This is a genomic window from Aeromonas sp. WP2-W18-CRE-05 (genome assembly GCF_014168615.1).
Classification (GTDB): domain Bacteria; phylum Pseudomonadota; class Gammaproteobacteria; order Enterobacterales; family Aeromonadaceae; genus Aeromonas; species Aeromonas caviae.
Genome location: NZ_AP021917.1, coordinates 2,890,128 through 2,913,274 on the forward strand (window position 1 = coordinate 2,890,128; position 23,147 = coordinate 2,913,274).

Here is a 23,147-nt window from a genome sequence, read left to right on the forward strand (position 1 = left end):
TCGGGCCCGGCGCAAGGCGCCCTGGCCCCGATACTACACGGCCCGGTTGAGCAACATCGACTTGATCTGACCGATGGCCTTGGTCGGGTTCAAGCCCTTGGGACAGACGTTCACGCAGTTCATGATGCCGTGGCAGCGGAACACGCTGAAGGCGTCATCCAGGTTGCCCAGTCGCTCACTGGCCGCAGTATCGCGGCTGTCCGCCAGCCAGCGATAGGCGGCGAGCAGGCCGGCCGGACCGATGAACTTGTCCGGGTTCCACCAGAAGGAGGGGCAAGAGGTGGAGCAGCAGGCACAGAGTATGCACTCGTACAGGCCATCCAGCTTGGCGCGCTCTTCGGGGGATTGCAGGTGCTCACGCACGGGCGGCAGTTTTTCGTCGTTGATGAGGAAGGGTTTGACCTTCTCCCACTGGGTGTAGAACTGGGTCATGTCGATCACCAGATCCCGGATCACCGGCAGACCGGGCAAGGGTCGAATGACGACCTTGCTGCCCTTCTTCAAGAGATCGGAGAGCGGCGTGATGCAGGCCAGACCGTTCTTGCCATTCATGTTGAGACCGTCAGATCCACAGACCCCTTCGCGGCAGGAGCGGCGGAAGGCAAGCGTGGGATCCAGCTCCTTGAGCTGGATCAGTGCGTCGAGCACCATCATGTCGGAACCTTCAGGAATATCAAGACGATAATCCTTCATATACGGGACGTTATCAACGTCCGGATTGTATCTGTAGACAGAGAATGTGACGTTCATTGTGCTTGGCTCCGCAATCAGTAAGTCCGGACCTTGGGCGGGAACGCCTCACGGGTCTTGGGTGACATGTTGACAGCGCGACGGGTCATGGACTCGGTGTCCGGATGATAGAGGCTGTGGCACAGCCAGCTCTCATCGTCACGCTCCGGGAAGTCGAAGCGGCTGTGGGCGCCACGGCTCTCGGTACGGAAGTTCGCCGCCACCGCGGTGGCATAGGCGGTCTCCATCAGGTTGTCCAGCTCCAGGCACTCGATGCGCTGGGTATTGAACTCCTTGGAGGTGTCGTCCAGACGGGCGTTCTTGAGACGCTCGCGGATGAGTTTCAGCTCGGCCAGCCCTTCTGCCATGGCATCCCCTTCCCGGAACACGGAGAAGTTGTTCTGCATGCAGCGCTGCAGATCCTTGCGGATCTGGGCCGGGTCTTCCCCGTCACGGTTGTTTTCCCAGCGGTTGAAGCGCTCCAGCGCCTTGGCGATGTCGGCGTCGGTGGCTTCCACGCCGTGCTCCATCGAACCAAGAGTCTCCACCAGGTGCATGCCAGCAGCACGACCGAACACCACCAGATCCAGCAGGGAGTTGCCGCCCAGACGGTTAGCACCGTGCACGGAGACGCAGGCGATCTCACCCACCGCGAACAGACCGACCACCGGCACGTCGTTGCCATCCTTGTCCTGGGTCAGGCACTGGCCGTTCACGCTGGTCGGCACGCCGCCCATCATGTAGTGGCAGGTCGGGATGATGGGGATGGGCTCTTTGACCGGATCCACGTGGGCGAAGGTGCGAGAGAGCTCGCAGATGCCCGGCAGGCGGGATTCCAGCACCTCTTTGCCGAGGTGATCCAGCTTGAGCTTGATGTGCGGGCCCCAGGGACCGTCGCAGCCACGACCTTCGCGGATCTCGATCATGATGGAGCGGGCCACCACGTCGCGACCGGCCAGATCCTTGGCGTTCGGCGCATAACGCTCCATGAAGCGCTCGCCGTCTTTATTGAGCAGGTAGCCGCCTTCACCGCGGCAACCTTCGGTCACCAGCACCCCAGCCCCGGCGATGCCGGTCGGGTGGAACTGCCAGAACTCCATGTCCTGCACGCCAACCCCGGCACGCAGCGCCATGCCGACGCCATCACCGGTGTTGATGTGGGCGTTGGTGGTGGACTGGTAGATGCGACCGGCACCGCCGGTGGCGAGCACCGTGGCCTTGGCCTTGAAGTAGACGACTTCACCGCTCTCCATGTCGATGGCGGTACAGCCAACGATGTGGCCGTCCTGGTTCTTCACCAGATCCAGGGCATACCATTCGGAGAAGACGGTGGTCTTGTTCTTGACGTTCTGCTGATAGAGGGTGTGCAGCAGGGCGTGACCGGTACGGTCGGCTGCCGCCGCGGTACGGGCCGCCTGCTCGCCACCGAAATTCTTGGACTGGCCGCCAAACGGACGCTGATAGACGGTACCGTTGTCGAAGCGGGAGAAGGGCAAGCCCATGTTCTCCAGTTCATAGACGGCCTCGGGGCCGGTCTTGCACATATATTCAATGGCTTCCTGATCACCGATGTAATCGGAGCCCTTGACGGTGTCATACATGTGCCACTGCCAGTTGTCGTCGTGGGCATTGCCCAGGGCGACCGTGATCCCGCCCTGGGCGGAGACCGTGTGAGAACGGGTCGGGAAAACCTTGGATAACAGGGCGCAGCTCTTGCCGGACTGGGCAATCTGCAGCGCGGCGCGCATACCGGCGCCACCGGCACCGATCACGACCGCATCAAATTCACGAGTTGGAATAGTCACCTTACACACCCCACAGCACGACGAAACCAGTCATCACATAGACAAACAGCACCACCACCAGCACAAACTGCAGTGCACCGCGCAGTCCGACCGGCTTGATATAGTCGGTCAGCACCTGCCACAGACCGATCCAGGCGTGGATCAAGACGCATACGAGCGTCAGCAGGGTGAAGACCTTGGTGAAGGTGTTGGAGAAGAAGCCGGTCCACACCTCGTAGGTGATGTCGTTGAACGCGACAAAGCCAACCAGATAGAGGACGTAGCACGTCATGATGAGGGCGGTGGCGCGGATCAGGATGTAATCGTGAACACCGCTGCGCCCGAAAGTTGCAGAATTGGTTACCATACCAGTACCCCCGCCAATACCGCCAAAACCGCGGTGATCACGAAGGCCACACGGGCACTCTGATTACCGGATTCCAGCTCTTCCCAATAGCCCATGTCCATGACCAGGTGCCGCAGACCGCCCACGATGTGGTAAGCCAGCGCGGTCAGGATCCCCCACAGCACGAACTTGACCAGGAAGTTGTCCATGATGGCAACGACCGATTCAAATCCTTCGGGAGAGGCGAGTGAAGTACCAAGCATCCACAGCAAGATGGCCAATGCCACAAAGGTGATGACCCCTGAGACACGATGCAAGATGGAAGCGATGGCGGTGACAGGAAAGCTGATCGTCTGTAGGTCGAGGTTTACAGGTCTCTGTTTGTTTTTCACGGCTTTGCCCACTCAGCTCCATTGAGCACGTTAGTTATTGTTTTCACACGCTTTGAGGGCGAGGAGTGGCATTTGTTAGGTTTTTGTTACCAAAACAACTCAGGAAAGCCAAAAATAACATTTTCGATATCACATCTGGCTTTGCGAAAGCGTTTCAAACACCGACGACCATCACCCACGTGGCGCAGTATATCGGCGGCCTTAACCAATGACAATCAAATAGCTACACAGAAAATCCAAAACCGTAAACCAGATCTCACAACAGCTTTAACAAGTCATTAATGATCATCCAGCAAAATTGACAAAGACATGGTTCTCTGGTTCAAATAAGGCGCTCCAGCCGCCGTGGTACGGGTAAGAACCTTTGCCAGCGTCATAATAGTCGTAATAAAGTAGGGCTGGAACCAAATTATAAAAGAGCAAAGGAGACGTGCTATGGCTGATAAGATAGCCACCCTACATCTGCCCGGAAAAGAGCCGGTTGAATTGCCGATCCTCTCCGGTACCGTTGGACCCGATGTGATCGATGTCAGAAAGCTGGGCACGCAAGGATATTTCACCTTCGACCCCGGCTTCATGGCCACCGGTTCTTGCAAATCTTCCATCACCTACATCGATGGCGACCAGGGTGTCTTGCTGCACCGCGGTTACCCCATCGCCCAGTTGGCCACCCAGGCCAGCTACCTCGAAGTCTGCTACATCCTGCTGTACGGCGAGGCCCCCACCAAGACCCAATATGCGGAATTTGAACGTCTGGTCACCCGCCACACCATGGTGCACGAGCAGATCGCCTTCTTCTTCCGTGGCTTCCGCCGCGACGCCCACCCCATGGCCGTCATGTGCGGCGTGGTCAGCGCACTGTCCGCCTTCTATCACGACGCCCTCGACATCAACAACGAGGAGCATCGCGAGATCTGTGCCTTCCGTCTGCTCTCCAAGATGCCGACCCTGGCCGCCATGTGTTACAAGTACTCCATCGGCCAGCCCTTCATGCAGCCGCGCAACGCCCTCTCCTATGCAGGCAACTTCCTGCACATGATGTTTGGCGTGCCGACCGAAGAGTACAAGGTCAACCCCATCGTCGAGCGCGCCATGGATCGCATCTTCACCCTGCATGCGGACCATGAGCAAAACGCCTCCACCTCTACCGTGCGTCTGGCCGGTTCTTCCGGTGCCAACCCGTTTGCCTGTATCGCTGCGGGGATCGCCTCCCTGTGGGGCCCGGCCCACGGTGGTGCCAACGAAGCCTGCCTCAAGATGCTCGAAGAGATTGGCTCCGTGGATCGCATTCCCGAGTACATCGGCCGCGCCAAGGACAAGAACGATCCGTTCCGTCTGATGGGCTTCGGTCACCGGGTCTACAAGAACCACGATCCCCGTGCCACCGTGATGCGCGAAACCTGCCACGAGGTGCTTACCGAGCTGCAGATCAAGGATCCGCTGCTGGACGTGGCCATGGAGCTGGAGCGCATCGCGCTTTCCGACCCCTACTTCATCGAGAAGAAGCTCTACCCGAACGTGGACTTCTACTCCGGCATCATCATGAAGGCCATCGGTATCCCCATGTCCATGTTCACCGTGATCTTCGCCATCTCCCGTACCATCGGCTGGATTGCCCACTGGAACGAGATGCACTCGGACCCGGATCAGAAGATCGGCCGTCCCCGTCAGCTCTACACCGGTCAGCCCCTGCGCGAGTTCGTGCCCCTCGACCAGCGCTGAGCCCAATCTGTCATGGTTTGTTACAAAGGCGGTCATTGACCGCCTTTTCTTTTGCAGGTTTAATCGCGCCCTTTTACGCCAAGGACACTCATCATGAAATCTCCCCTGCTCCTCAGCTCCGCCATCCTGCTCAGCGCCTGCCAGAGCGCCCCGACCACCGAAACCCTCTATATCCAGGACAAGCTGGCAGACTGCGTCGGTGTCGCCCCCATGAAGTGCATGCAGGTACGCAGTCAACCGGGCGAGAGTTGGAGCCTCTTCTATCAGCAGATCGAAGGCTTCACCTTTGAACCGGGCTTTCGCTATCAACTCGAAGTGAGCAAGGAGCAACTTGCCGATGTGCCGGCCGATGCCCCTTCCTTGCGCTACCAGCTGGTCAAGATCGTGAGCAAGGAACCGGTTCGCTGACAGGTGACCCGGTTCCGTTTGTGTGCTCTCTGGGGTATGCTGTCACCCCTTTTTGCCACGGTTTGAGTACGGACCCGACCCGCATCATGATCACCATCCGCACCATCCGCACGCCAGACTGGCCCGCCATCATGGCCATCCAGCACGAGTGTTATCACCAGTTCGAACCCGAGCCCCTCGAGGTGATGCAGAACAAGACCGAGCTGGCCCCCGCCTCCTGCTGGGTGGCCGAGCGTCAGGGCAAGGTGCTGGGTTACCTGCTCTGCCACCCCTGGCGTGCCCACCAGCCCCCGCCCCTCTCGGTGCCGATGAAGGCGCTGGCCGGTCACGACGAGTTCTATCTGCACGATCTCGCTGTCTCGAGCAAGGCACGCGGCCTGGGTGTCGGACAGCGACTGCTGGCAAGGGCGCTCACTTTCGCGAGCCATGCAGGATATCGCCATGCAGGCCTGGTGGCGGTTCAGGATGCCCCCGCCTTCTGGCGCAAGCAGGGGTTTGTGCCCGCCGACACCGGCAAATCGCTGGTGGAGTATGGTGACGGGGCAGTCTATATGCGGTTGCCCCTGGCAGACAGCGGTCCCAAACCGGGAACCATCAGCAGAGTTCAATAAAAAGAATTCAATAAAAAAGGCACCTTTCGGCGCCTTTTTCTATTTCGCGTTGCGCTCCCCACGGGGAGATCAAGCCTTGAACTTGCTGAACACCAGAGAGGCGTTGGTACCGCCAAAGCCGAAGCTGTTGGACATGACGGTATTGAGATCGGCCGCTTCGTATTCACGCACGATGGGCAGGCCCACGGCTTTCTCGTCCAGGTTCTCGATGTTGATGCTGGGGGCGATGAAGCCGTGTTCCATCATCAGCAGGGAGTAGACGGCCTCATGCACGCCAGCGGCGCCCAGGGCATGGCCGGTCATCGCCTTGGTGGCGGAGAGCTTGGGTGCATTGCTGCCAAACAGGGTCTGAATGGCTTCCAGCTCCTTGGTGTCACCAACCGGAGTAGAGGTACCGTGAGTGTTGATGTAGTCCACCTTGCCGACACCCTGCATCGCCATCTTCATGCAACGCACGGCGCCTTCACCGCTCGGGGCCACCATGTCGTAGCCGTCGGAGGTCGCACCGTAACCGGTGATTTCGGCGTAGATGTGGGCACCACGGGCCAGGGCGTGTTCCAGCTCCTCGACCACCAGAATGCCGCCACCACCGGAGATGACGAAGCCGTCGCGGTCCGCATCATAGGTGCGGGACGCTTTTTCCGGGTTGTCGTTGTACTTGGTGGAGAGCGCGCCCATGGCGTCGAACTGGATGGTGGAAGACCAGTCCAGCTCCTCGCCGCCACCGGCAAAGATGATGTCCTGCTTGCCAAGCTGGATCAGTTCCAGGGCGTGACCGATGCAGTGGGCAGAGGTCGCACAGGCGGAGCTGATGGTGTAGTTGACACCCTTGATCTTGAACGGGGTGGCAAGACAGGCGGAGGTGGTGGAGGACATGGTACGCGGCACCATGTAGGGACCCACCCGCTTGACGCCCTTTTCACGGGCGATATCGGCAGATTCGGAGGTGTTCTTGCCGGAGGCGCCGCCGGAACCGGTCACGATGCCGGTGCGCTCGTTGGAGACCATCTCTTCCGGCAGGCCGGCATCTTCGATGGCCTGCTGCATGGAGAGGTAGGCGTAGGCCGCGGCGTCACCCATGAAACGCATGACTTTACGGTCGATCAGTTCAGACGGATCGAGTTTGATGTTACCCCAGACACGGCTGCGCAGGTTGTACTGCTCGAACTGCTCGGAATAGGTGATGCCGGATTTACCTGCTTTCAGGGAGGCCAGCACCTCTTCCTTGTTGTTGCCGATACTGGAGATGACGCCGATACCGGTGATCACTGCTCTTCTCATTAATTCATCTCGTCTGGAAAAACTGGCACCGAGTCTACCCGCTTTCGGCTGCCAAACTGGTCTGCTTTCACGTAGAATGCCCGCGATTTTGTGACGCGAGCCGAGGAAAACGTGAGTCAAACATCCTTACATCATGCCCGATTGGACTGGAACGAAGCGGGAACTCCAGTCTCCAGTGAGTTCGGGGATGTGTACTTTTCCAATGATAACGGTCTAAGTGAAACCCGCTACGTCTTTTTGCAGCAAAATCGACTGCCAGAGCGATTTTCGCACCACGATAGTGACAGTTTCGTGATTGGTGAAACAGGTTTCGGTACAGGACTTAACTTTCTGGCCACAATGGCCGCCTTTCTGGAACAGGCCCCCCTGTCCGGCAACGGATCCCGGCTGCACTTCATCAGCGTCGAGAAATACCCCCTTACCCAGGCCGATCTGCGCAAGGCCCTGGCCGCCTGGCCCGAGCTTGCCCCCTTGAGCCAGCCTCTCATCGACCAGTGGCCGTTGCCGGTCTCCGGCTGCCATCGCCTGCTCTTTGCCGATGGCCGCATCCGCCTCGATCTCTGGTTTGGCGACATCAAGGAGATGCTGCCCCAGGTGCCCCATCCTGCAACCGGTCTGGTGGACGCCTGGTATCTGGACGGTTTCTCCCCTGCCAAGAACCCAGAGATGTGGACCCAGGATCTCTTCGACGATCTCGCTCGCCTCGCCCGCCCCGATGCCACCCTCTCGACCTTTACCTGCGCCGGTTTCGTGCGACGGGGGCTGATTGCCGCCGGCTTTGCCATGAAGAAGGTGAAGGGCCACGGCAGCAAGCGGGAGATGCTGGCGGGTGTTCGGGAAGGCAAAGTGCCGCAGCAGAGCATCGCCCCCTGGTATGCCCGCCCCGCAGGGCGGGAGGGAGAGGTGCTCATCATCGGTGGCGGCATCGCTTCCGCCATGACGGCGCTCTCTCTGGTGGAGCGGGGTCGGCACGTCACCTTGCTTTGCGAAGATGGCGAACCGGCCAGCGGCGCCTCCGGCAATCGACAAGGAGCCCTCTACCCCCTGCTCAACGGCGAGCACGATGCCCTGTCGCGCTTCTATTCGCTGGCCTTTGGCTTTGCCAGAAACCGGCTGCTGGCCCTGGCAAAGCACCACCCCGTCGCCTTCTCGCTGTGTGGCGTCACCCAACTCGGCTACGACGACAAATCCGCCGCCAAGCTTGCCAAGATGAGCCTGGGCCCCTTCCCCCCCGAGCTGATGCACCCACTCTCGGCAGCGGAGGTTGAGCAGGTGGTCGGCCTGCCCTGCGATGCGGATGGTGTGAGCTATCCCCTGGGGGGCTGGCTCTGTCCGGCGGATCTCACCCGCGCCGCCATCAGGGAGGCGCAGGCCAGCGGGCGGCTGGAAGTGGTGTTCAATGCCGCTGTAACCCGCATTGCCGAAGAGGCCGATGGCTGGCACCTGGAGAGCCGGGATGGCCGCCAGTGGCACGCCCCCAATCTGGTGGTGGCAGCCGGGCATCAGTTGCCAGCCCTTCTCCCCTTTGCCGAGCTGCCGCTCTATCCGGTGCGCGGCCAGGTGAACCATGTGCCGACCACGGCTGGCTTGAGCCAGCTCAAGACCGTGCTCTGCTACGATGGCTACCTCACACCGGCCCACAATGGCGTGCACTGCATCGGGGCGAGCTATGGCCGCAACCAGACCGACCTTGCCTACCGCACCGACGAGCAGGAGCAGAACAGGGCGCGGCTGCAAGCCTGTGTGCCCCATCAGCACTGGCCTGCCGAGGTGGATGTGAGCGGTGCTCAGGCCCGCACCGGGGTGCGCTGCGCCAGCCGGGATCACCAGCCGGTCGCCGGGCCCGTCGCCCGGTTGGCGGCGCTGGCGGATCATGACGTCAACGCCCCCGCGGATCAGCAGATCGCACTGCCCCTGCACGCCGGCCTCTACGTGCTGGGGGCGCTCGGCTCCCGGGGTCTGTGCTCGGCGCCCCTGTGCGGCGAGCTGGTCGCCAGCGAGATCTGCGGCGATCCCCTGCCGCTGGCGGCCGATCTGCTGGAGGCGCTCCACCCCGCACGCTACTGGGTGCGAAGACTGCGCAGGGGCAAGCCACTGCGAGACTAGCCACCCAGGAGCCGGGGCTGCCCACCTCCACGCCATTGGGCGCACCAACAAAAAAAAGGGCTCAATCAGCCCGTTTTTTATGTTTCCCATGAGCGGCCATGGGCCTGTACACGTGTTATCAGCCAGCCCTGGGCCAGACGACCCCCAGCTTGCGACCCTGATCGGTCTGGCTGGCCAGGGTGTCGAACCGCGCCCGGGTGGCGTCCAGCACCGCCTGCCCTGCCTGCCAGCCCTGATGCTCCAGGGTTGGGCAATCCCGGGTCACCGGCAACTGGGCGAGGCGCGTGCCAAGCTGGCTCACGCTCTCCAGCAGGATATCCTTGTGACGACTCTCGTAGTCAAACATGGCGGCCACCAGCTTGTCCCACTTCTGGCGCTCCTTCGCGGGCGCACTGGCCTTGTCCATCCAGTTGGGTACCCTGACCTGGATGCGCGCACGAACGCTGGCCTGCTCCAGCTCGCAGCGTGTCGCCGTCGCCTTCGTCTGCAACTGCCAGGAGAGCTGATAACTGGCCTTGCCGATGTGCCCGTCCGCCTGGGTGGGCGACAAGGCGGTGATCTGGCGCATCACGGCCCCCACATCGGCCCCGGAGACCCGATAGAACTGGAAGTCGACCTTGATATCGGGGGCGACCTTCACACCGGCATAGTGGGAAGGTACAGCACCGATTGAGGCGGCATAAATGAGGGCCACCGTCACCCCTGTCTTGCTGAAGAGTCCCATCTGTCCGCGGCTTTGCTCCTTATGAGTCCCGGCTTAATTTCAATTAATAATCAATGAATTAATAACCCGATTGGGAGATTACCCCTGATCCAGCCCCCTGTCATCCGCTCTTGGCACCCGGTTGCTGCAAACGTGCGAGTCATCACCCCGGCTCAGGCGGGGATTTGCAGTCGAGATCACAAGCTGCCATCGAACGGATGGTGAAATACTCCTTAGTGGGTAATATCCGCAGTGTTTTTGTTGGCCGATGCCGGATAGTCCAGCGCAACCCTCTGGTGAGCCCTGGCAGGCCACCCCCTCACTTCAACTCTTGGGAAGATTTTATGATAGAACTCCTGATCGGCACCCTGGTCACCCTGGCCGTGGGTCGCTACATCTTCAAGGGCTACTCCGCCACCGGGGTACTGCTCAGCGGCGGCCTGCTGCTGCTGGCGATCACCGCCCTGATGGGCAAGGCGGTGCTGCCGGCGAGCGTCCCCTCCACCGGCCACATGGCCACCGACATCTTCGAATACGTGCGCTTCCTGCTGGTCGACAGGGGGGGTGGCCTCGGCATGCTCATCATGGTGCTGTGCGGCTTTGCCGGCTACATGAGCCACATCGGCGCCAACACCATACTGGTGAAGCTCGCGAGCAAACCCCTCGGTGTCATCAAGTCCCCCTACATCCTGCTGGTGGCCGCCTATCTGGTCGCCTGCGCCATGTCGCTGGCGGTGAGCTCCGCAACCGGCCTCGGGGTTCTGCTGATGGCCACCCTCTTCCCGCTGATGGTCAACATGGGGATCTCCCGTGGCGCGGCAGCGGCGGTGTGCGCCTCGCCGGCCGCCATCATCCTCTCCCCCACCTCGGGGGACGTGGTGATGGCCGCCCAGGCCGCGAACATGGAGCTCATCGAGTTTGCCTTCAAGCTGACCCTGCCCATTTCCCTGGTGGCCATCGCCGCCATGGCGGTGACCCACTTCTTCTGGCAGCGTTATCTGGATCAGAAGGCCGGGGAGCACAACGCCGCGGTCGCCCCGAGCGATCTCGTCACCGACGCCCCCGGTTTCTACGCCATCCTGCCCTTCACCCCCATCATCGGTGTGCTGCTGTTTGACGGCAAACTGGGGCCCAAGCTCGATATCGTCACCATCATCGTCATCTGCCTGGTGCTGGCCGCCCTGCTGGAGCTGGTGCGCAAGCGCAACGGCCGCGAGCTGCTGGACGGGCTGCAGGTGTGCTGGCGCAACATGGCCGACGCCTTCGCCGGCGTGGTGATGCTGCTGGTGGGTGCCGGGGTCTTTGCCCAGGGTCTGATGGGGCTCGGTTTCATCGCCAACCTCCTTGATCTGGCCCAGAGCTTCGGTACCGGCGGCATCGTCATCATGCTGGTGCTGGTGGTCATCACCACCCTGGCGGCCTTCACCACGGGTTCCGGCAACGCCCCCTTCTACGCCTTCGTGGAGCTCATTCCCCATTTGGCCACCAGCCTCGGCGTCAACCCGGCCTATCTGGTGATCCCCATGCTGCAGGCATCCAACCTCGGCCGCACCATCTCGCCGGTCTCCGGGGTGGTGGTCGCCTGTGCGGGCATGGGCAATCTCTCGCCGTTCGAGGTGGTCAAACGTACCTCGCTGCCGGTGGCCGTCGGGCTGCTGGTAGTGATCCTCGTCACCCAGATCATGGTTCCCGCCTGACTCTTTACCGGCCCGGCTGCCGCCGGGCTGGTATCCCCCCCACCCCATGCAGTAGACTCGTTGCTCTTTTTTCCTAAGGAGGACCGAGCCTTGAGTATGACGGTTCAACTTGCCCACTTCAGCGACTGCCACTCCCATTTCGATGGCGCCCCCATGCGCTTCTCCCCCAATGGCGAGTCCGAATGGCGTACCCAGTGCGGCGGCTATGGCCGCATCCTGACCCGGCTCACCGCCCTGCGCCAACAGGCCGAGGCAGCCGGCCAGACCTGCCTGCTGCTGCATGGCGGCGATACCTTCCAGGGGTCACTTTACTTCAACCGCTTCAAAGGGCGGGCCAATGCGGACCTGCTGGCCCTCTTGCGACCGGATGCCATGGTAATCGGCAACCACGAATTCGATCTGGGCAACGGGCCGCTGGTGGAGTTTTTGCGCCAGCTCGATTTCCCGGTGCTCGCCGCCAACATCGACAACCGTCAGGAGCCCGCCGATGCCCCGCTGCGGCTACAGGGACTGCCGCAGCTGTTTGACGCAAGCCGCCCCTGGCACAAGCGCGTCATCGACGACGTGCCCTTCGCCCTGCTCGGCATCACGCTGCCGCAGATGGCCGCCATCGCGAGCCCCGATCCACACACCCGTTTCCACGGTATCGAAGAGACCTTGAGCCGTGCCCTCGGCGAGATCAAGGCCGCCGGCATCCAGCACATTATCCTGCTCAGCCACCTGGGTCTGGCGCAGGACAAGCGACTGGCGACCCGCTTCCCCGAGCTCAGCCTCATCGTCGGCGGGCACACCCATAGCCTGCTGGGGGATCTGGCGCCGCTCGGGCTCGACAGCGAAGGCAGCTATCCCCTCATGGTGAACGGGGTGGCCATCCTGCATGCCGCCCACAGCGCCCTCTGTCTCGGGGTGTGCGAACTCACCTTCGACGAGCAGGGACGCGTGTGCCAAAGCCGCGGCCAGCTGGAGTGGTTACCCTGGGATCCCTGGCCCTTTGCTTCCCCGCCTCCTGCGGGGCTGCACTTCTGCGAACCGGCCCCCGAGCTCGAGCAGCATCTGGCCAGACGCTATCGCCCCGAGCTCGAAACCATGACCCGGCGCGTAGTGACCCGGCTCGCCGATCCGCTCCATCACCAGCGCCTGCCCGATGCCAGCCTGCCCGCCGGCAGCCAGGTCGCCCCCCTGGTAGCGAGTGCCATGCTGGCCAGTGCCCGCGAACAGGTGGGTCAGGTGGACTTTGCCTTGCACAATGCCGGGGGCGTACGCTGCTCCCTCGAGCCCGGCCCCCTGACCGAAGCAGACGTTGCCGGACGCCTGCTGCCCTTTGCCATTCCCCTCACCCTCTACCGGGTGCACGGCCATGAACTGGCCGAGGCGCTGGAGGGGGCCATCGACAACGCCACCAACAACGGGGTGACGGGCAATGGCAGCGGCAGCTTCCCCTATACCGCCGGGGTGCGCTTCTGCTATCAGGCCGACAGACCCAAAGGGGAGAGGATCACTCGCCTGGAATGGGAAGCCAGCCCGGGTCAGTGGCAGCACGTCGAGCCGGATGCCATCTATCGCGGGGTCTCCAGTGCCTATACCGCCTCCGGCAAGGAGGGCTACACGGCCCTTGCCCGCACCCTGACCCAGCACAATCAGGAGCTCGGCATCACCCTGGCGGATGCCTTCCTGCGCTGGGCACGCCACCTGCCGGAACTCAGCCCCCTGCCGGCCCTGGTGGAGTATCACGGCCAGTGAATCTGGCACCGACCCATCCCGGGTCGGTGCCGCCTTTCCCCCGCATAGGGGAATCCTGATCCGCTCCCAGGCGCAGGCCCCCTACCATGCAACCCCAGGCTGTGACGCCCGACTGCGCCGGCCCTGTCTTGTGATGGGGCCTGCCAGTGCAGCCAGAGGTGTGAAAACGATACTTTTACGAATTATTTCAGGTGCCTACACTTCTTCCATTGCATCGTGCAGCCCGGCTCGGCAAGATAAGCCCGCTTTTTCAGTCTTTCCCGCAGGAACAGGTCACCCATGAATCATGCCATCCGCTTTACCCCGCACCGCCACAATCCCGGGATCAGGCCGTCGGTCATCTTGCTCACCGCCCTGATGGCTCTGCTGTTCTGTCTGCGCAATCCGTTGTTCCACGGCATGGCCCCGGGATTTGATGCCTCCCTGTTTGCGGTGATGGGCAAGATGTGGAGCGAGGGGGGCGTACTCTATCGGGACATGATCGACATCAAGGGTCCCATGATCTTCGCCCTCGATGCACTGGGCTATGGCCTTGGTGGCTTCTTCGGGATCTGGCTGCTGGAGTGGGTGCTCTGCTGGCTGGGCCTCATGGCGAGCTGGCAGGCTTTTTCGCAGCTCGGGCTCTCGGTGCGGGCGCGACTTGGCAGCATGCTGGCCCTGCTGGCGCTCTACAGCACTCGCTACTACTACGGCAACATGACAGAGGACTGGACATTCCATCTGGCCCTCATCGCCCAGTGGGCTTTCATCACCATGCTGCTGGACAAGCGATTCAGCTGGGGACCGGCCCTGGTCGCCGCACTCACCTTCACCATCGTGGCCTGGATGCGCACCAACAACGGCGCCTTCTGGGGTGCCTGGTATCTGGTGCTCTTCTGTCACTGGTGCCTGCGCGAGCAGTGGCGCTGCGCCTTTGCCCTGCTCTTTTCCAGCCTGCTTGGACTGGCCCTCGTCGGCGGCCCGCTCTATGCCTACTTCCAGCACCACGACGTGCTGGCCGAGTTCAAATACTACGCCTTCGGCATCTTCTTCGAAGGGAGCTACGGCAACGGCTTCTCTCCTGAGGTGGGCGCCGTCGGTCTGCTGCGCACCGGCCTCATCATGCTGTTGCCCGCCTTCCTCGTCCTGATGCTCGGGCGCCGCCAGGAGTGGTATCTCCCCGCGCTGTGCGCCACCCTCCTGGGTGTGCTGTTCACCCTGATCGCCAACTCGGTCTCCGGTCATGTGTTCGATCACTATGACGTGCTCTATCTGCAGCTTGGCCTGCTGCCGCTCGCCTGCCTGCTGGATAGAAGCGAACAGCGATCCGATGCACTGGGGCTGCTTTGCATCTCCCTGGTGGTACTGACCGCCAGCTGGTTGCTGGCCCAGCAGCTCGGCTATGGCTGGAGCACCAAGGAGTGGTCTCTGGAGCGGGTGCGCGAGGTGCTCGGCAACAGCCTGCTGTGGGCCTTGCCCGTGCTCATTCTGGTCCCGCTCTGGCGCGCCTGGGATGTGCGAAGCGCCACCCCCTGGCTCGCCTCGCTGGCCATGCTGGCGCTGCTGGTCAACAACGCCTGGGAAGGCAATCTCAAGGGCAGGCCGTTCAATCCCCCCGCCCAGGTCAGGGTTGACCGTATCCTCGCCGAGACGGCGCCTACCGACAAGATCTGGGTCGATGGCATCCAGCCGCAATACTACCTCTGGACCGATCGCCAGCCGGCTTCCGCCTATCTGTTTTTTGCCAACGTCAACCCGCCCTACGATGTGCGCGAGCGGGTGCTGGCTGACATCCAGCGCCAACAACCCAAATTCATCATCGCCAAACCGGAGCGGGTGGCACAGGAGCTCAAGACTCCGACCTCCCCCTCCCACCTTGCCTTCTACCAGTATCTGGCAGCCCAGTATGAAGAGGTGGACCCGGGCCTGTACCGGCGCCGCTAATCAGGCACACAGAAGGGGCCATCCTGGTGATGGCCCCTTTTCGTTGTCGTCATTAAAGAGGGGGGCCGACCATGTTCAAGGGGCCCCATCCTGACTACAATGGCGCTCTTTTTTGCGGCAGAGGGAAGAATCATGGCGGAGCTGACTTATCTGGGGGGCTATCCGGAGCCACTCAAGGCTCAGGTACAGCAGTTGATTGCGGCGGGCAAACTCGGCGAGATGCTGGCCAAGCGCTACCCGCAAACCCACCTCGTCCAGAGCGACAAGGCGCTGCTCGCCTATACCATGGAGCTGAAGAACCGCTACCTGAAAAGCTCGGCGCCACTTTCCAAGGTGATCTTCGACGGCAAGATCAACGTGATCAAGGATGCCCTGGGACTGCACACCTATGTCAGCCGGGTGCAGGGCAGCAAGCTCAAGGCCAAGAACGAGATCCGCATCGCCGCCCTGTTCAAGGAGGCCCATCCCGCCTTTCTCAAGATGATAGTGGTACACGAGCTGGCCCATCTGAAGGAGAAGGATCACAACAAGGCTTTCTACCAGCTCTGCCAGCACATGGAACCGGACTATCATCAACTGGAGTTCGATCTCAGGCTCTGGCTCACCTGGCGTGATATCGAGCGTACCACCCGCTGATCCCCTTGCAAGGAGGCAAGATGCGCCCATGGCACACACCTGTCCAGCCCGTTCGCCATGGGCACTGGTTGCTCCTGGGGCTGATGCTCTGGCTCTTCTCCCTGCCGCTGTCGGCCACCGAACGCTGGCAGCGTGATGACTACCTTGTCCAGAGCTTCATGGAAATCGCCATGAAACGGGAGTATGGCCATGAACAACAGGAGCACTTCTCCCGCTGGCCGGGCCCCGTGCGTCTCAAGCTCGTCAACGAATTCGGCGACAAGCCGCTACAGGCCGAGGTCGTCAAGGTACAGACCCGTCACCTGAGCAGGATCACCGGTCACCCCATCGAGATTGTCAGCGACAACCCCAATCTCACCCTCATCATGACCCGGCACAAACAGATGGCGAGCTGGGCTGCACGCACCATGCGCCAGGACGAGTCGGTGCGCATCGCCCTCAAGGAGGGGATCTGCCTGGCCAATTTCGCCACCAACGCTCGCTACGAGATCACCCGTGCCACCATCATCATTCCGGTGGATTACAGCCGGGCAAAGGGCCGTTTTCTGGATTGCGTAGTGGAAGAGTTGAGCCAGGTGATGGGGCTGCCCAACGACTCGGACAAGGTGTTCCCCTCCATCTTCAATGACAGCAGCATCGACAGCTTTCTGACCGGGCTCGATTACGTGTTGCTCAAGCTTGCCTACCACCCGGCATTGCAACCGGGGATGACGGCGGACGAGGTGCGCGCAGCGCTCCCCGCGGCCCTCAAGGCACTGCGTGCCAATGGCGACATCGCACAGGCCACCCAACGGGTGCAGGTCGACAGCCTCAAGCGCTGGGCGGGACTCTGAACGCAGCGCCGTCACTCTTCTACTCTTCGACTCTTTCGCCTTTCGCCTTTCGCCTTTCGCCTTTCGCCTTTCGCCTTTCGCCTTTCGCCTTTCGCCTTTCGCCTTTCGCCTTTCGCCTTTCGCCTTTCGCCTTTCGCCTTTCGCCTTTCGCCTTTCGCCTTTCGCCTTTCGCCTTTCGCCTTTCGCCTTTCGCCTTTCGCCTTTCGCCTTTCGCCTTTCGCCTTCATGGTCATGCGCTTACCCCATCAACGCAACACGCAGCCCGAGGCTGCGTGTTTTGATGAGCGGTTCGGCAAAGCCGATACAGGGATCATCACCCGACTGGAGGTTCCTCCTCGCGCCCTGGTGGATCACGACGATGTTTGCCGCTGAGAGCTTATCTTCAGGCCTCCAGAGCCTCTTCTTCCGGCATCCAGCTATCGGCGTTTTCCCACACCTCCTGCACCATGGCTTCGGCCAGCTCCTTGTCTTCCTTGCTGGCGCGACTGACCGTCAGAGCCATGGCACTACCCGGTGCCACCCGCACATGCAGATCGGGAAAGCGCTCACCCAGTTGCTTGAGCAGCTCCTGGCGCAAGGCCTCCATGGTCGAGGTGGGGATCTGGTGTTTTCTGTCGATGATGATTTCCAGGCGCATAGGGTACGTCTCCATGATAGTTTACTGTATTTTTATACAGTAATTTTAAAAAGTAAAGATGGTGGCTGCACATAGGCCCTCACCGCCCATGCCTTCTTGCTGACGATGTGCAGCCGAACGGCCCCGATTTTCCCCCATCGCTGTCATCATGGAAAAAACAGTTGATATTGATTCTCATCCATCGCATTATTAATGGCGTGTTATAACATAACAACAGAGGCAATCATGCGCCCCCATATTCACCCTGAATACCGCAAGGTTCTGTTCCACGATCTCGCCAGCAATACCTACTTTCTGATCGGCTCCACGCTGGCCACCGATCGCACCAGAGAGTGGGAAGATGGCAACACCTACCCCTATGTGACGCTGGATGTCTCCAGCGCGTCCCACCCCTTCTATACCGGCAAACAGAAGCAGGTCGGCAAGGAAGGTCAGGTCGCTCGCTTCGGCCAGCGATTCGGTCAGTTCTTCAGCAAAGGAAAAGAGAAACAATGAAAGTCCTCGCCTCCCTGAAATCCGCCAAGTCGCGTCACCCGGACTGCCAGATCGTGCGTCGACGCGGCAAGCTGTTCGTCATCTGCAAGAGCAATCCCAGGTTCAAGGCTCGTCAGGGCTGATTGCGCATCCGCCCCCTCATGGATAACAAAAGCCCTCGTCATGAGGGCTTTGTCATCTCTGGGCTCTGCTCACAGCGGGGTGGCGCACTTGCGGTATTCGGTGGGGCTGACCCCTACCCGCTTTCGGAACACCCGCGAGAAGTAGAGCTGATCGTCATAGCCCACCTGCTGGCCTATGGTGGAGACCGACAGCGGCGTGGTCTGCAGCAGCAGCTTGGCCCGCATGATGCGCTGATCCTCACGCCAGCGCACTATGCTCACCCCCACCTGCTCGCGAAACAGGTGCGCGAGGCGCGAGGGGGACAAGAACACCTGCTCCGCCAGCGCTTCCACCGAGATCTCGGCCGAGAGGGACTCGCTCAGGATCTGGCACGCCTCGTGGACCCGGTGATCGATGGCGGGATAGGCATTCTGGGACGATGCCTCGTAGCAGCGGATGAGCAACCGCTCCAAGAGGTTCATGGCGAGCTGCTCCGACATGGGCCGCAGCTGCTTGTGGGTTTCCTCGATGTCGAGGAAGAGGGCGTCGAATTCGGTGAGCAGCTGGTTGTCCGCCAGTTGCAGTCGCCCCACCTGCTCCGTCACCTGGGGCCACTTGAGCCAGTCAGCCCAATAGGCCCGCGGACGGAAATAGACCCAGCGGTGATACCACTCTCGGGCATCCGGCGCCCGGCCGTAATGGTGCACCGCCGCGGGTGGAAAGAGCAGCAGGTCCCCGGGCTCCACGGTGAAGGCCTTGTCCCCCTGAAAGATCTGCCCCTTGCCCTTGATGGTCAGATTGACGATGAACCCCTTCATGCCGTGGGGCCTGTCGATGGTGAAATCCAGCGCGCTCCCCTGCTCGATGGGAGTCATCCCCGAGACCAGGAAGACGTCGAAGGCGTAGCCGGGCAGCAGGGGATTGAGTTGTTTCGGCTTCTCTTTTTGCATCGAGGACATGGCGGAAAACAGGGTTTCGGTAAAAAAGTCGACATGGGCCATTGTAGAGATCCGGCGTAGGAACCCCCTATGTTCGCAAGCTGTTCGTTGTGAAATTGTTGAACTGGCTCACAGCTTGCCGGGGAAAACACCGGGCCGGCGCGAGGCCGGCCCGGTGACGAGGAAACACATCGCTCAGATACGGGCTTTGCGCACCTGCTTGTAGCGGTCGAACAGCACGGCGGCGAGCAGGATGAGGCCACGCACCACGTACTGGGCAAACGGGGAGATGTTGAGCAGGTTCATGGCGTTCTCCATCAGCCCCAGGATCAGCACCCCGGCGATGATGTAGGAGATCTTGCCGATCCCCCCCTTCATGGAGACCCCACCCAGCACGCAGGCGGAGATCACCACCAGCTCGAAGCCGATGGAGGTCATGGGCTGACCCGAGGTCATGCGGGATGCGAGGATGATGCCGGCGAGCGAGGCGATGAGCCCGGTCATGGTGAAGATGATGATCTTGGTGCGCACCACGTTGACCCCGGCCAGACGTGCCGCCTCCTCGTTGCCACCCATGGCCAGGGTATTGCGCCCGAAGGTGGTCTTGTTGAGCAGCAGACCGAACAACACGAAGCAGACCGCCGTCAGCCAGATGGGCGTCGGGATGCCGAGCAGGGCGGAGTTGCCAAGCTCGAAGAAGCCCTCCTCCACGATGCCCACCGCCTTGCCGTCGGAGATGATGTAGCCCACCCCGCGCGCCATCTGCATGGTGGCAAGGGTGGTGATGAGGGCGTTGATCTTGAATTTGGCCACGACGATACCGTTGATGAGGCCAAAGACAAGGCCCACCGAGAGACCGGCCAGAATGCCGAGGGGGATGCTCTCGGTGGCGTTGATGCCCACCGCGCAGGCAACCCCGGAGCAGGCCACCACTGAGCCCACCGACATGTCGAACTCGCCGGAGGCAAGGCAGAACAGCATGCCGCAGGCCACCATGCCCGACATGGAGACGGCAAGCCCGAGCCCCCGCATGTTGATAAGGCTGGCGAAGTTGGGGACCAGCACGCAGGCGAGCAGGAACAGGATGGCGAAGATCACCAGCATGCCGTACTGATCCCAGATGCGGGTCAGTTGCAGGCGGGTACCGCTCGCCGCGGTGTCGTTGGCGGCTTGGCCGACCGAGGTCGTTGTTGTCATGGTATTTCTCCTGAAAATTCCGGGTGCTACCTCGTTGCGGTCAGCAGATCAACGGGCCGGCATGGCCAGATTGAGCGCCTTGACCTCGTTGGCCTCGTCGTGGGAAAGCTCTCCAGCGATCTCCCCCTCCCGCATGACCAGGATCCGATCCGCGATGCCCAGCACCTCCGGCAGCTCGCTCGAGACCACCACCACGGCGATGCCCACCTTGGCCAGATCGTAAATCACGTTGTAAATCTCGTTCTTCGCCCCGACGTCGATGCCCCGGGTCGGTTCATCGAGCAGGATCACTTTCATGTCTTCCGACAGCCAGCGCCCCAGAATGGCCTTCTGCTGGTTGCCGCCGGAGAGGTTCATGATGGCCTGCTGGGGAGACGGGGTCTTGACCCGCATGTCGCGGATCCGCAGCCTCGCGTTCTCGTCCTCCCACTGCTGGTTGATCCAGAAGCCTCCCCACGCGTGGTGGCGGCGGGCGCTGATGTTGATGTTCTCCTGCACCGAATGGATGGGGATGATGCCGAGCGCCTTCCTGTCTTCGGTGCAGAGCATGATGCCGCTGCGAATGGCGTCGATGGGGCTCTGAATGACCACCTGTTTGCCAAACACCGATATCTCGCCCCCTCGAGGTGTCTCGGCACCGAAGATAAGCTTCATCAGCTCGCTGCGCCCGGCCCCCACCAGCCCGAAGATGCCGAGGATCTCCCCGCGTTTCACCTCGAGCGACACCGGCGCCTTGAGGCCGGGTCCCATCAGGTGCTCCACCTTGAGGCCCGCCTCGCCAAGCGGCCTTGGGCTGTAACCATAGATGTCGGTCAGTTCGCGCCCCACCATGGTCTTGACCAGCAGGTCCCGGTCCACCTCGGCCATGGAAGCGAAGGTGCGCACGAATTGGCCATCCTTGAACACCGTGATGGCATCGCACAGGGCGAAGATCTCGTCCATGCGGTGGGAGACGTAGAGAATGACCTTGCCCTCGTCCCGCAACTGGCGGATGACCCGAAACAGCTGCTCAATCTCGCGGGACGAGAGGCTGCTGGTCGGCTCGTCGAAGGCGATGACGCTGGCGTCCCGGGTCAGGGCCTTGGCGATCTCCACCATCTGCCACTGACCCAGGGACAGGTACTTGAGCGGCGTCTCGGGGGAGACATCCATCCCGAGGCGTGCCAGCTGCCTGGCTGCATCCTGATAGAGCTTCTCCCGATCGATGACGCCGCGCCGGGTCGGCAACTGCCCCAGGTAGATGTTCTCCGCCACGCTCATTTCAGGGACCAGGTGCAGCTCCTGATAGATGATGGCAATCCCGCTCTCAAGGGCATCGACCGTGTTTTGGAACACTTTCTCCTGACCCGCCAGCTTCACCACCCCGCGGGTGGGCGCCTGAAAACCGCTCAGGATCTTGAGCAGGGTGGACTTGCCGGCCCCGTTCTCTCCCATCAGCGCGTGTACCGTGCCCTGCTGGCAGGCGAAGGAGACGTTCTGCAGCGCCTTGACGCCGGGAAACTCCTTGCTGATGCCGCAAAACTCCAGATATGGAACTTGATTCATGAGATGACTCCAGCCAGCCGGCACGGCGCACTCCGCCATGCCGGCATGGGTATCAAGGGATGGGGATCACAGCCCTTTCTTTTGCAGCTCGGCCTTGAAGTTGTCGCGGGTGATGAGCACCACGTCGGTCACCTCGGTGAACTTGGCAGGCTCGGCGCCGTTGACGACCCAGTCATGGAGCATCTGGATGCTCTTGTAGCCGTGTACGTCCGGGCTGGGCAGCAGGGAGCCGAGGAAGCCGGTGGCGCTGGACTTGGAGAGCTCGTTCACCGCATCCACCCCGTTGATACCGATGCCGATGACGTTCTCCGCCTTGAAGCCCTGCCCTTCGGTGGCGCGCACGCCGCCGAGCACCGTGTTGTCATTCATGCCGACGATGAGCCAGTTCTTGACCTCGGGGTGTTGCACCAGCATGGAGTTGGCGGCATCCAGCGCCCCCGGAATGTCGTTGCTCTTGGTGGGCGCGCGGAAGATCTGGCCCTCGGGGAAACCGGCGGCCTTGAGCGCGCCCAGGGAGCCCTCGACCCGGCGACGGGCGGTGTCGAGCTCGTCGGCGGTGATGGCGAGCACCCCGGTCGCCTTTACGTCCCACTGGCGCTTTTGCATCTCCTTGTAGAGCTCCTGACCCTGACGCTCGCCAATCTTGGTGGCGGCCATCATCACCAGGGGCACTTGCTCCATGGGCTGGCCCTTGGCGTTGACGAACTGGTCATCCACCGTGATGACCTTCAGATCCATGCTGTTGGCCTTGGCCATGATGGCGGCACCGAGTTTGGGATCAGGGGTACAGATGACGAAGCCCTTGGCGCCATTCGCCGCCAGACTGTCGATGGCATTGAGGGTCTTCTCCCCGTCGGGGACGGCTATCTTGATCACCTCGAAGCCCAGATCCTTGCCCGCCTTGTCGGCGAAGTTCCACTCGGTCTGGAACCAGGGCTCTTCCGGCTGCTTGACCAGGTAGCCCAGCTTCAGCGCTTCGGCCGAGAAAGCAGAATTTGCCATACCAAGGGCGAACCCCATCGCGATCATGCCTTTAACGATTTTGTTCATGCGAATGTCTCCAACGGTTCTATCAATCCATGTATCCACGCAGTGCTGCTCGTTGAGTCAATCAAGTCGCAGCCATATAAAAACATGCTTAAACAGGACGTTATTGTTGTTGCTGGTTGAGCGAACCAAGTTGTAATCGTTTTCACAATTAAAAATGGAGAGCAGGATCACGCCATGAGATTGCAGCCATTTCGTCTATATAATTAGCAATTTCGTCACATATTGAATTTTAGAGAGCCGTCACCCTGTCGCACTGACAGCGTTAAAATCCA

22 protein-coding genes are annotated in these 23,147 nt (G+C 61.4%); 11 read left to right on the forward strand and 11 right to left on the reverse strand.

Going from position 1 to position 23,147, the window contains the following annotated elements:
* Positions 1–33 precede the first annotated feature (33 nt).
* Genes H7R73_RS13470 through sdhC form a run of 4 tightly spaced genes read right to left on the reverse strand, consistent with a single transcriptional unit; the run spans position 34 to position 3,263 of the window.
* Positions 34–750: a succinate dehydrogenase iron-sulfur subunit gene (locus tag H7R73_RS13470; RefSeq protein ID WP_010674497.1), complete on the reverse strand. Its 717-nt coding sequence runs from the start codon at positions 748–750 to the stop codon at positions 34–36.
* Between the two features lie 17 nt (positions 751–767).
* Positions 768–2,534, reverse strand: a complete 1,767-nt coding sequence (gene sdhA, locus H7R73_RS13475; RefSeq protein WP_045524725.1) for a succinate dehydrogenase flavoprotein subunit — start codon at positions 2,532–2,534, stop codon at positions 768–770.
* A 1-nt stretch (position 2,535) separates the two neighbouring features.
* The gene (sdhD, locus tag H7R73_RS13480; RefSeq protein ID WP_010674495.1) at positions 2,536–2,880 is read right to left on the reverse strand and encodes a succinate dehydrogenase, hydrophobic membrane anchor protein; all 345 of its coding nucleotides are present in this window, start codon (positions 2,878–2,880) and stop codon (positions 2,536–2,538) included.
* A complete protein-coding gene (gene sdhC / locus H7R73_RS13485; protein ID WP_029314418.1) occupies positions 2,874–3,263 on the reverse strand; it encodes a succinate dehydrogenase cytochrome b556 subunit in 390 nt (129 codons plus the stop codon). Before sdhC ends, sdhD begins: the two co-directional genes overlap by 7 nt.
* Positions 3,264–3,686: 423 nt before the next feature.
* Here sdhC and H7R73_RS13490 point away from each other — a divergent pair, with 423 nt between their 5' ends.
* The 3 genes from H7R73_RS13490 (at position 3,687) to H7R73_RS13500 (ending at position 5,992) form a co-directional block, all read left to right on the forward strand.
* Positions 3,687–4,973 (forward strand): citrate synthase, encoded by a 1,287-nt coding sequence (locus tag H7R73_RS13490; RefSeq protein ID WP_010674492.1) that lies wholly within the window; start codon positions 3,687–3,689, stop codon positions 4,971–4,973.
* A 93-nt stretch (positions 4,974–5,066) separates the two neighbouring features.
* Positions 5,067–5,381 (forward strand): DUF4377 domain-containing protein, encoded by a 315-nt coding sequence (locus H7R73_RS13495; RefSeq protein ID WP_103260001.1) that lies wholly within the window; start codon positions 5,067–5,069, stop codon positions 5,379–5,381.
* Between the two features lie 86 nt (positions 5,382–5,467).
* Positions 5,468–5,992, forward strand: coding sequence for a GNAT family N-acetyltransferase (locus H7R73_RS13500; protein WP_052816293.1), 525 nt, complete (start codon positions 5,468–5,470; stop codon positions 5,990–5,992).
* A 69-nt stretch (positions 5,993–6,061) separates the two neighbouring features.
* Here the strand turns inward: H7R73_RS13500 and fabB are convergent, their stop codons facing one another.
* On the reverse strand, positions 6,062–7,273 hold the full coding sequence (gene fabB / locus H7R73_RS13505; protein ID WP_029314417.1) for a beta-ketoacyl-ACP synthase I: 1,212 nt from the start codon (positions 7,271–7,273) through the stop codon (positions 6,062–6,064).
* A gap of 90 nt (positions 7,274–7,363) precedes the next feature.
* Between fabB and mnmC the strand changes: the two genes are divergently transcribed.
* A complete protein-coding gene (mnmC, locus tag H7R73_RS13510; protein ID WP_182951168.1) occupies positions 7,364–9,379 on the forward strand; it encodes a bifunctional tRNA (5-methylaminomethyl-2-thiouridine)(34)-methyltransferase MnmD/FAD-dependent 5-carboxymethylaminomethyl-2-thiouridine(34) oxidoreductase MnmC in 2,016 nt (671 codons plus the stop codon).
* A gap of 118 nt (positions 9,380–9,497) precedes the next feature.
* On the opposite strand, the gene H7R73_RS13515 is transcribed toward mnmC, so the two are convergent.
* Complete coding sequence (locus H7R73_RS13515) at positions 9,498–10,103, reverse strand: DUF922 domain-containing protein (protein WP_103259999.1); 606 nt, start codon at positions 10,101–10,103, stop codon at positions 9,498–9,500.
* A 323-nt stretch (positions 10,104–10,426) separates the two neighbouring features.
* Between H7R73_RS13515 and dcuC the strand changes: the two genes are divergently transcribed.
* From dcuC to H7R73_RS13540, 5 genes are all read left to right on the forward strand, one after another.
* Positions 10,427–11,779: an anaerobic C4-dicarboxylate transporter DcuC gene (gene dcuC / locus H7R73_RS13520; protein WP_182951170.1), complete on the forward strand. Its 1,353-nt coding sequence runs from the start codon at positions 10,427–10,429 to the stop codon at positions 11,777–11,779.
* A 90-nt stretch (positions 11,780–11,869) separates the two neighbouring features.
* A complete protein-coding gene (locus H7R73_RS13525) occupies positions 11,870–13,519 on the forward strand; it encodes a bifunctional metallophosphatase/5'-nucleotidase (RefSeq protein WP_103259998.1) in 1,650 nt (549 codons plus the stop codon).
* 279 nt (positions 13,520–13,798) lie between these two features.
* Entirely contained in the window at positions 13,799–15,442 is a 1,644-nt protein-coding gene (locus tag H7R73_RS13530) for a hypothetical protein (protein WP_103259997.1), read from the forward strand.
* A 132-nt stretch (positions 15,443–15,574) separates the two neighbouring features.
* Positions 15,575–16,078 (forward strand): M48 family metallopeptidase, encoded by a 504-nt coding sequence (locus H7R73_RS13535; RefSeq protein ID WP_042881073.1) that lies wholly within the window; start codon positions 15,575–15,577, stop codon positions 16,076–16,078.
* 83 nt (positions 16,079–16,161) lie between these two features.
* On the forward strand, positions 16,162–16,911 hold the full coding sequence (locus tag H7R73_RS13540; protein WP_103261120.1) for a DUF2927 domain-containing protein: 750 nt from the start codon (positions 16,162–16,164) through the stop codon (positions 16,909–16,911).
* A gap of 382 nt (positions 16,912–17,293) precedes the next feature.
* On the opposite strand, the gene H7R73_RS13545 is transcribed toward H7R73_RS13540, so the two are convergent.
* The gene (locus tag H7R73_RS13545) at positions 17,294–17,548 is read right to left on the reverse strand and encodes a DinI family protein (protein ID WP_010674481.1); all 255 of its coding nucleotides are present in this window, start codon (positions 17,546–17,548) and stop codon (positions 17,294–17,296) included.
* A 225-nt stretch (positions 17,549–17,773) separates the two neighbouring features.
* Between H7R73_RS13545 and H7R73_RS13550 the strand changes: the two genes are divergently transcribed.
* Entirely contained in the window at positions 17,774–18,043 is a 270-nt protein-coding gene (locus H7R73_RS13550; RefSeq protein WP_039040091.1) for a type B 50S ribosomal protein L31, read from the forward strand.
* Entirely contained in the window at positions 18,040–18,165 is a 126-nt protein-coding gene (ykgO, locus tag H7R73_RS13555; protein ID WP_010674479.1) for a type B 50S ribosomal protein L36, read from the forward strand. The genes H7R73_RS13550 and ykgO overlap by 4 nt, the downstream gene beginning before the upstream one ends.
* Positions 18,166–18,234: 69 nt before the next feature.
* On the opposite strand, the gene araC is transcribed toward ykgO, so the two are convergent.
* The 4 genes from araC to H7R73_RS13575 form a co-directional block, all read right to left on the reverse strand.
* Positions 18,235–19,146, reverse strand: a complete 912-nt coding sequence (gene araC / locus H7R73_RS13560; RefSeq protein WP_104452871.1) for an arabinose operon transcriptional regulator AraC — start codon at positions 19,144–19,146, stop codon at positions 18,235–18,237.
* A 132-nt stretch (positions 19,147–19,278) separates the two neighbouring features.
* Entirely contained in the window at positions 19,279–20,280 is a 1,002-nt protein-coding gene (araH, locus tag H7R73_RS13565) for an L-arabinose ABC transporter permease AraH (protein ID WP_010674477.1), read from the reverse strand.
* 48 nt (positions 20,281–20,328) lie between these two features.
* Entirely contained in the window at positions 20,329–21,825 is a 1,497-nt protein-coding gene (gene araG, locus H7R73_RS13570; RefSeq protein ID WP_182934977.1) for an L-arabinose ABC transporter ATP-binding protein AraG, read from the reverse strand.
* A 66-nt stretch (positions 21,826–21,891) separates the two neighbouring features.
* Entirely contained in the window at positions 21,892–22,875 is a 984-nt protein-coding gene (locus tag H7R73_RS13575) for an arabinose ABC transporter substrate-binding protein (RefSeq protein ID WP_039040094.1), read from the reverse strand.
* Positions 22,876–23,147: the final 272 nt, after the last annotated feature.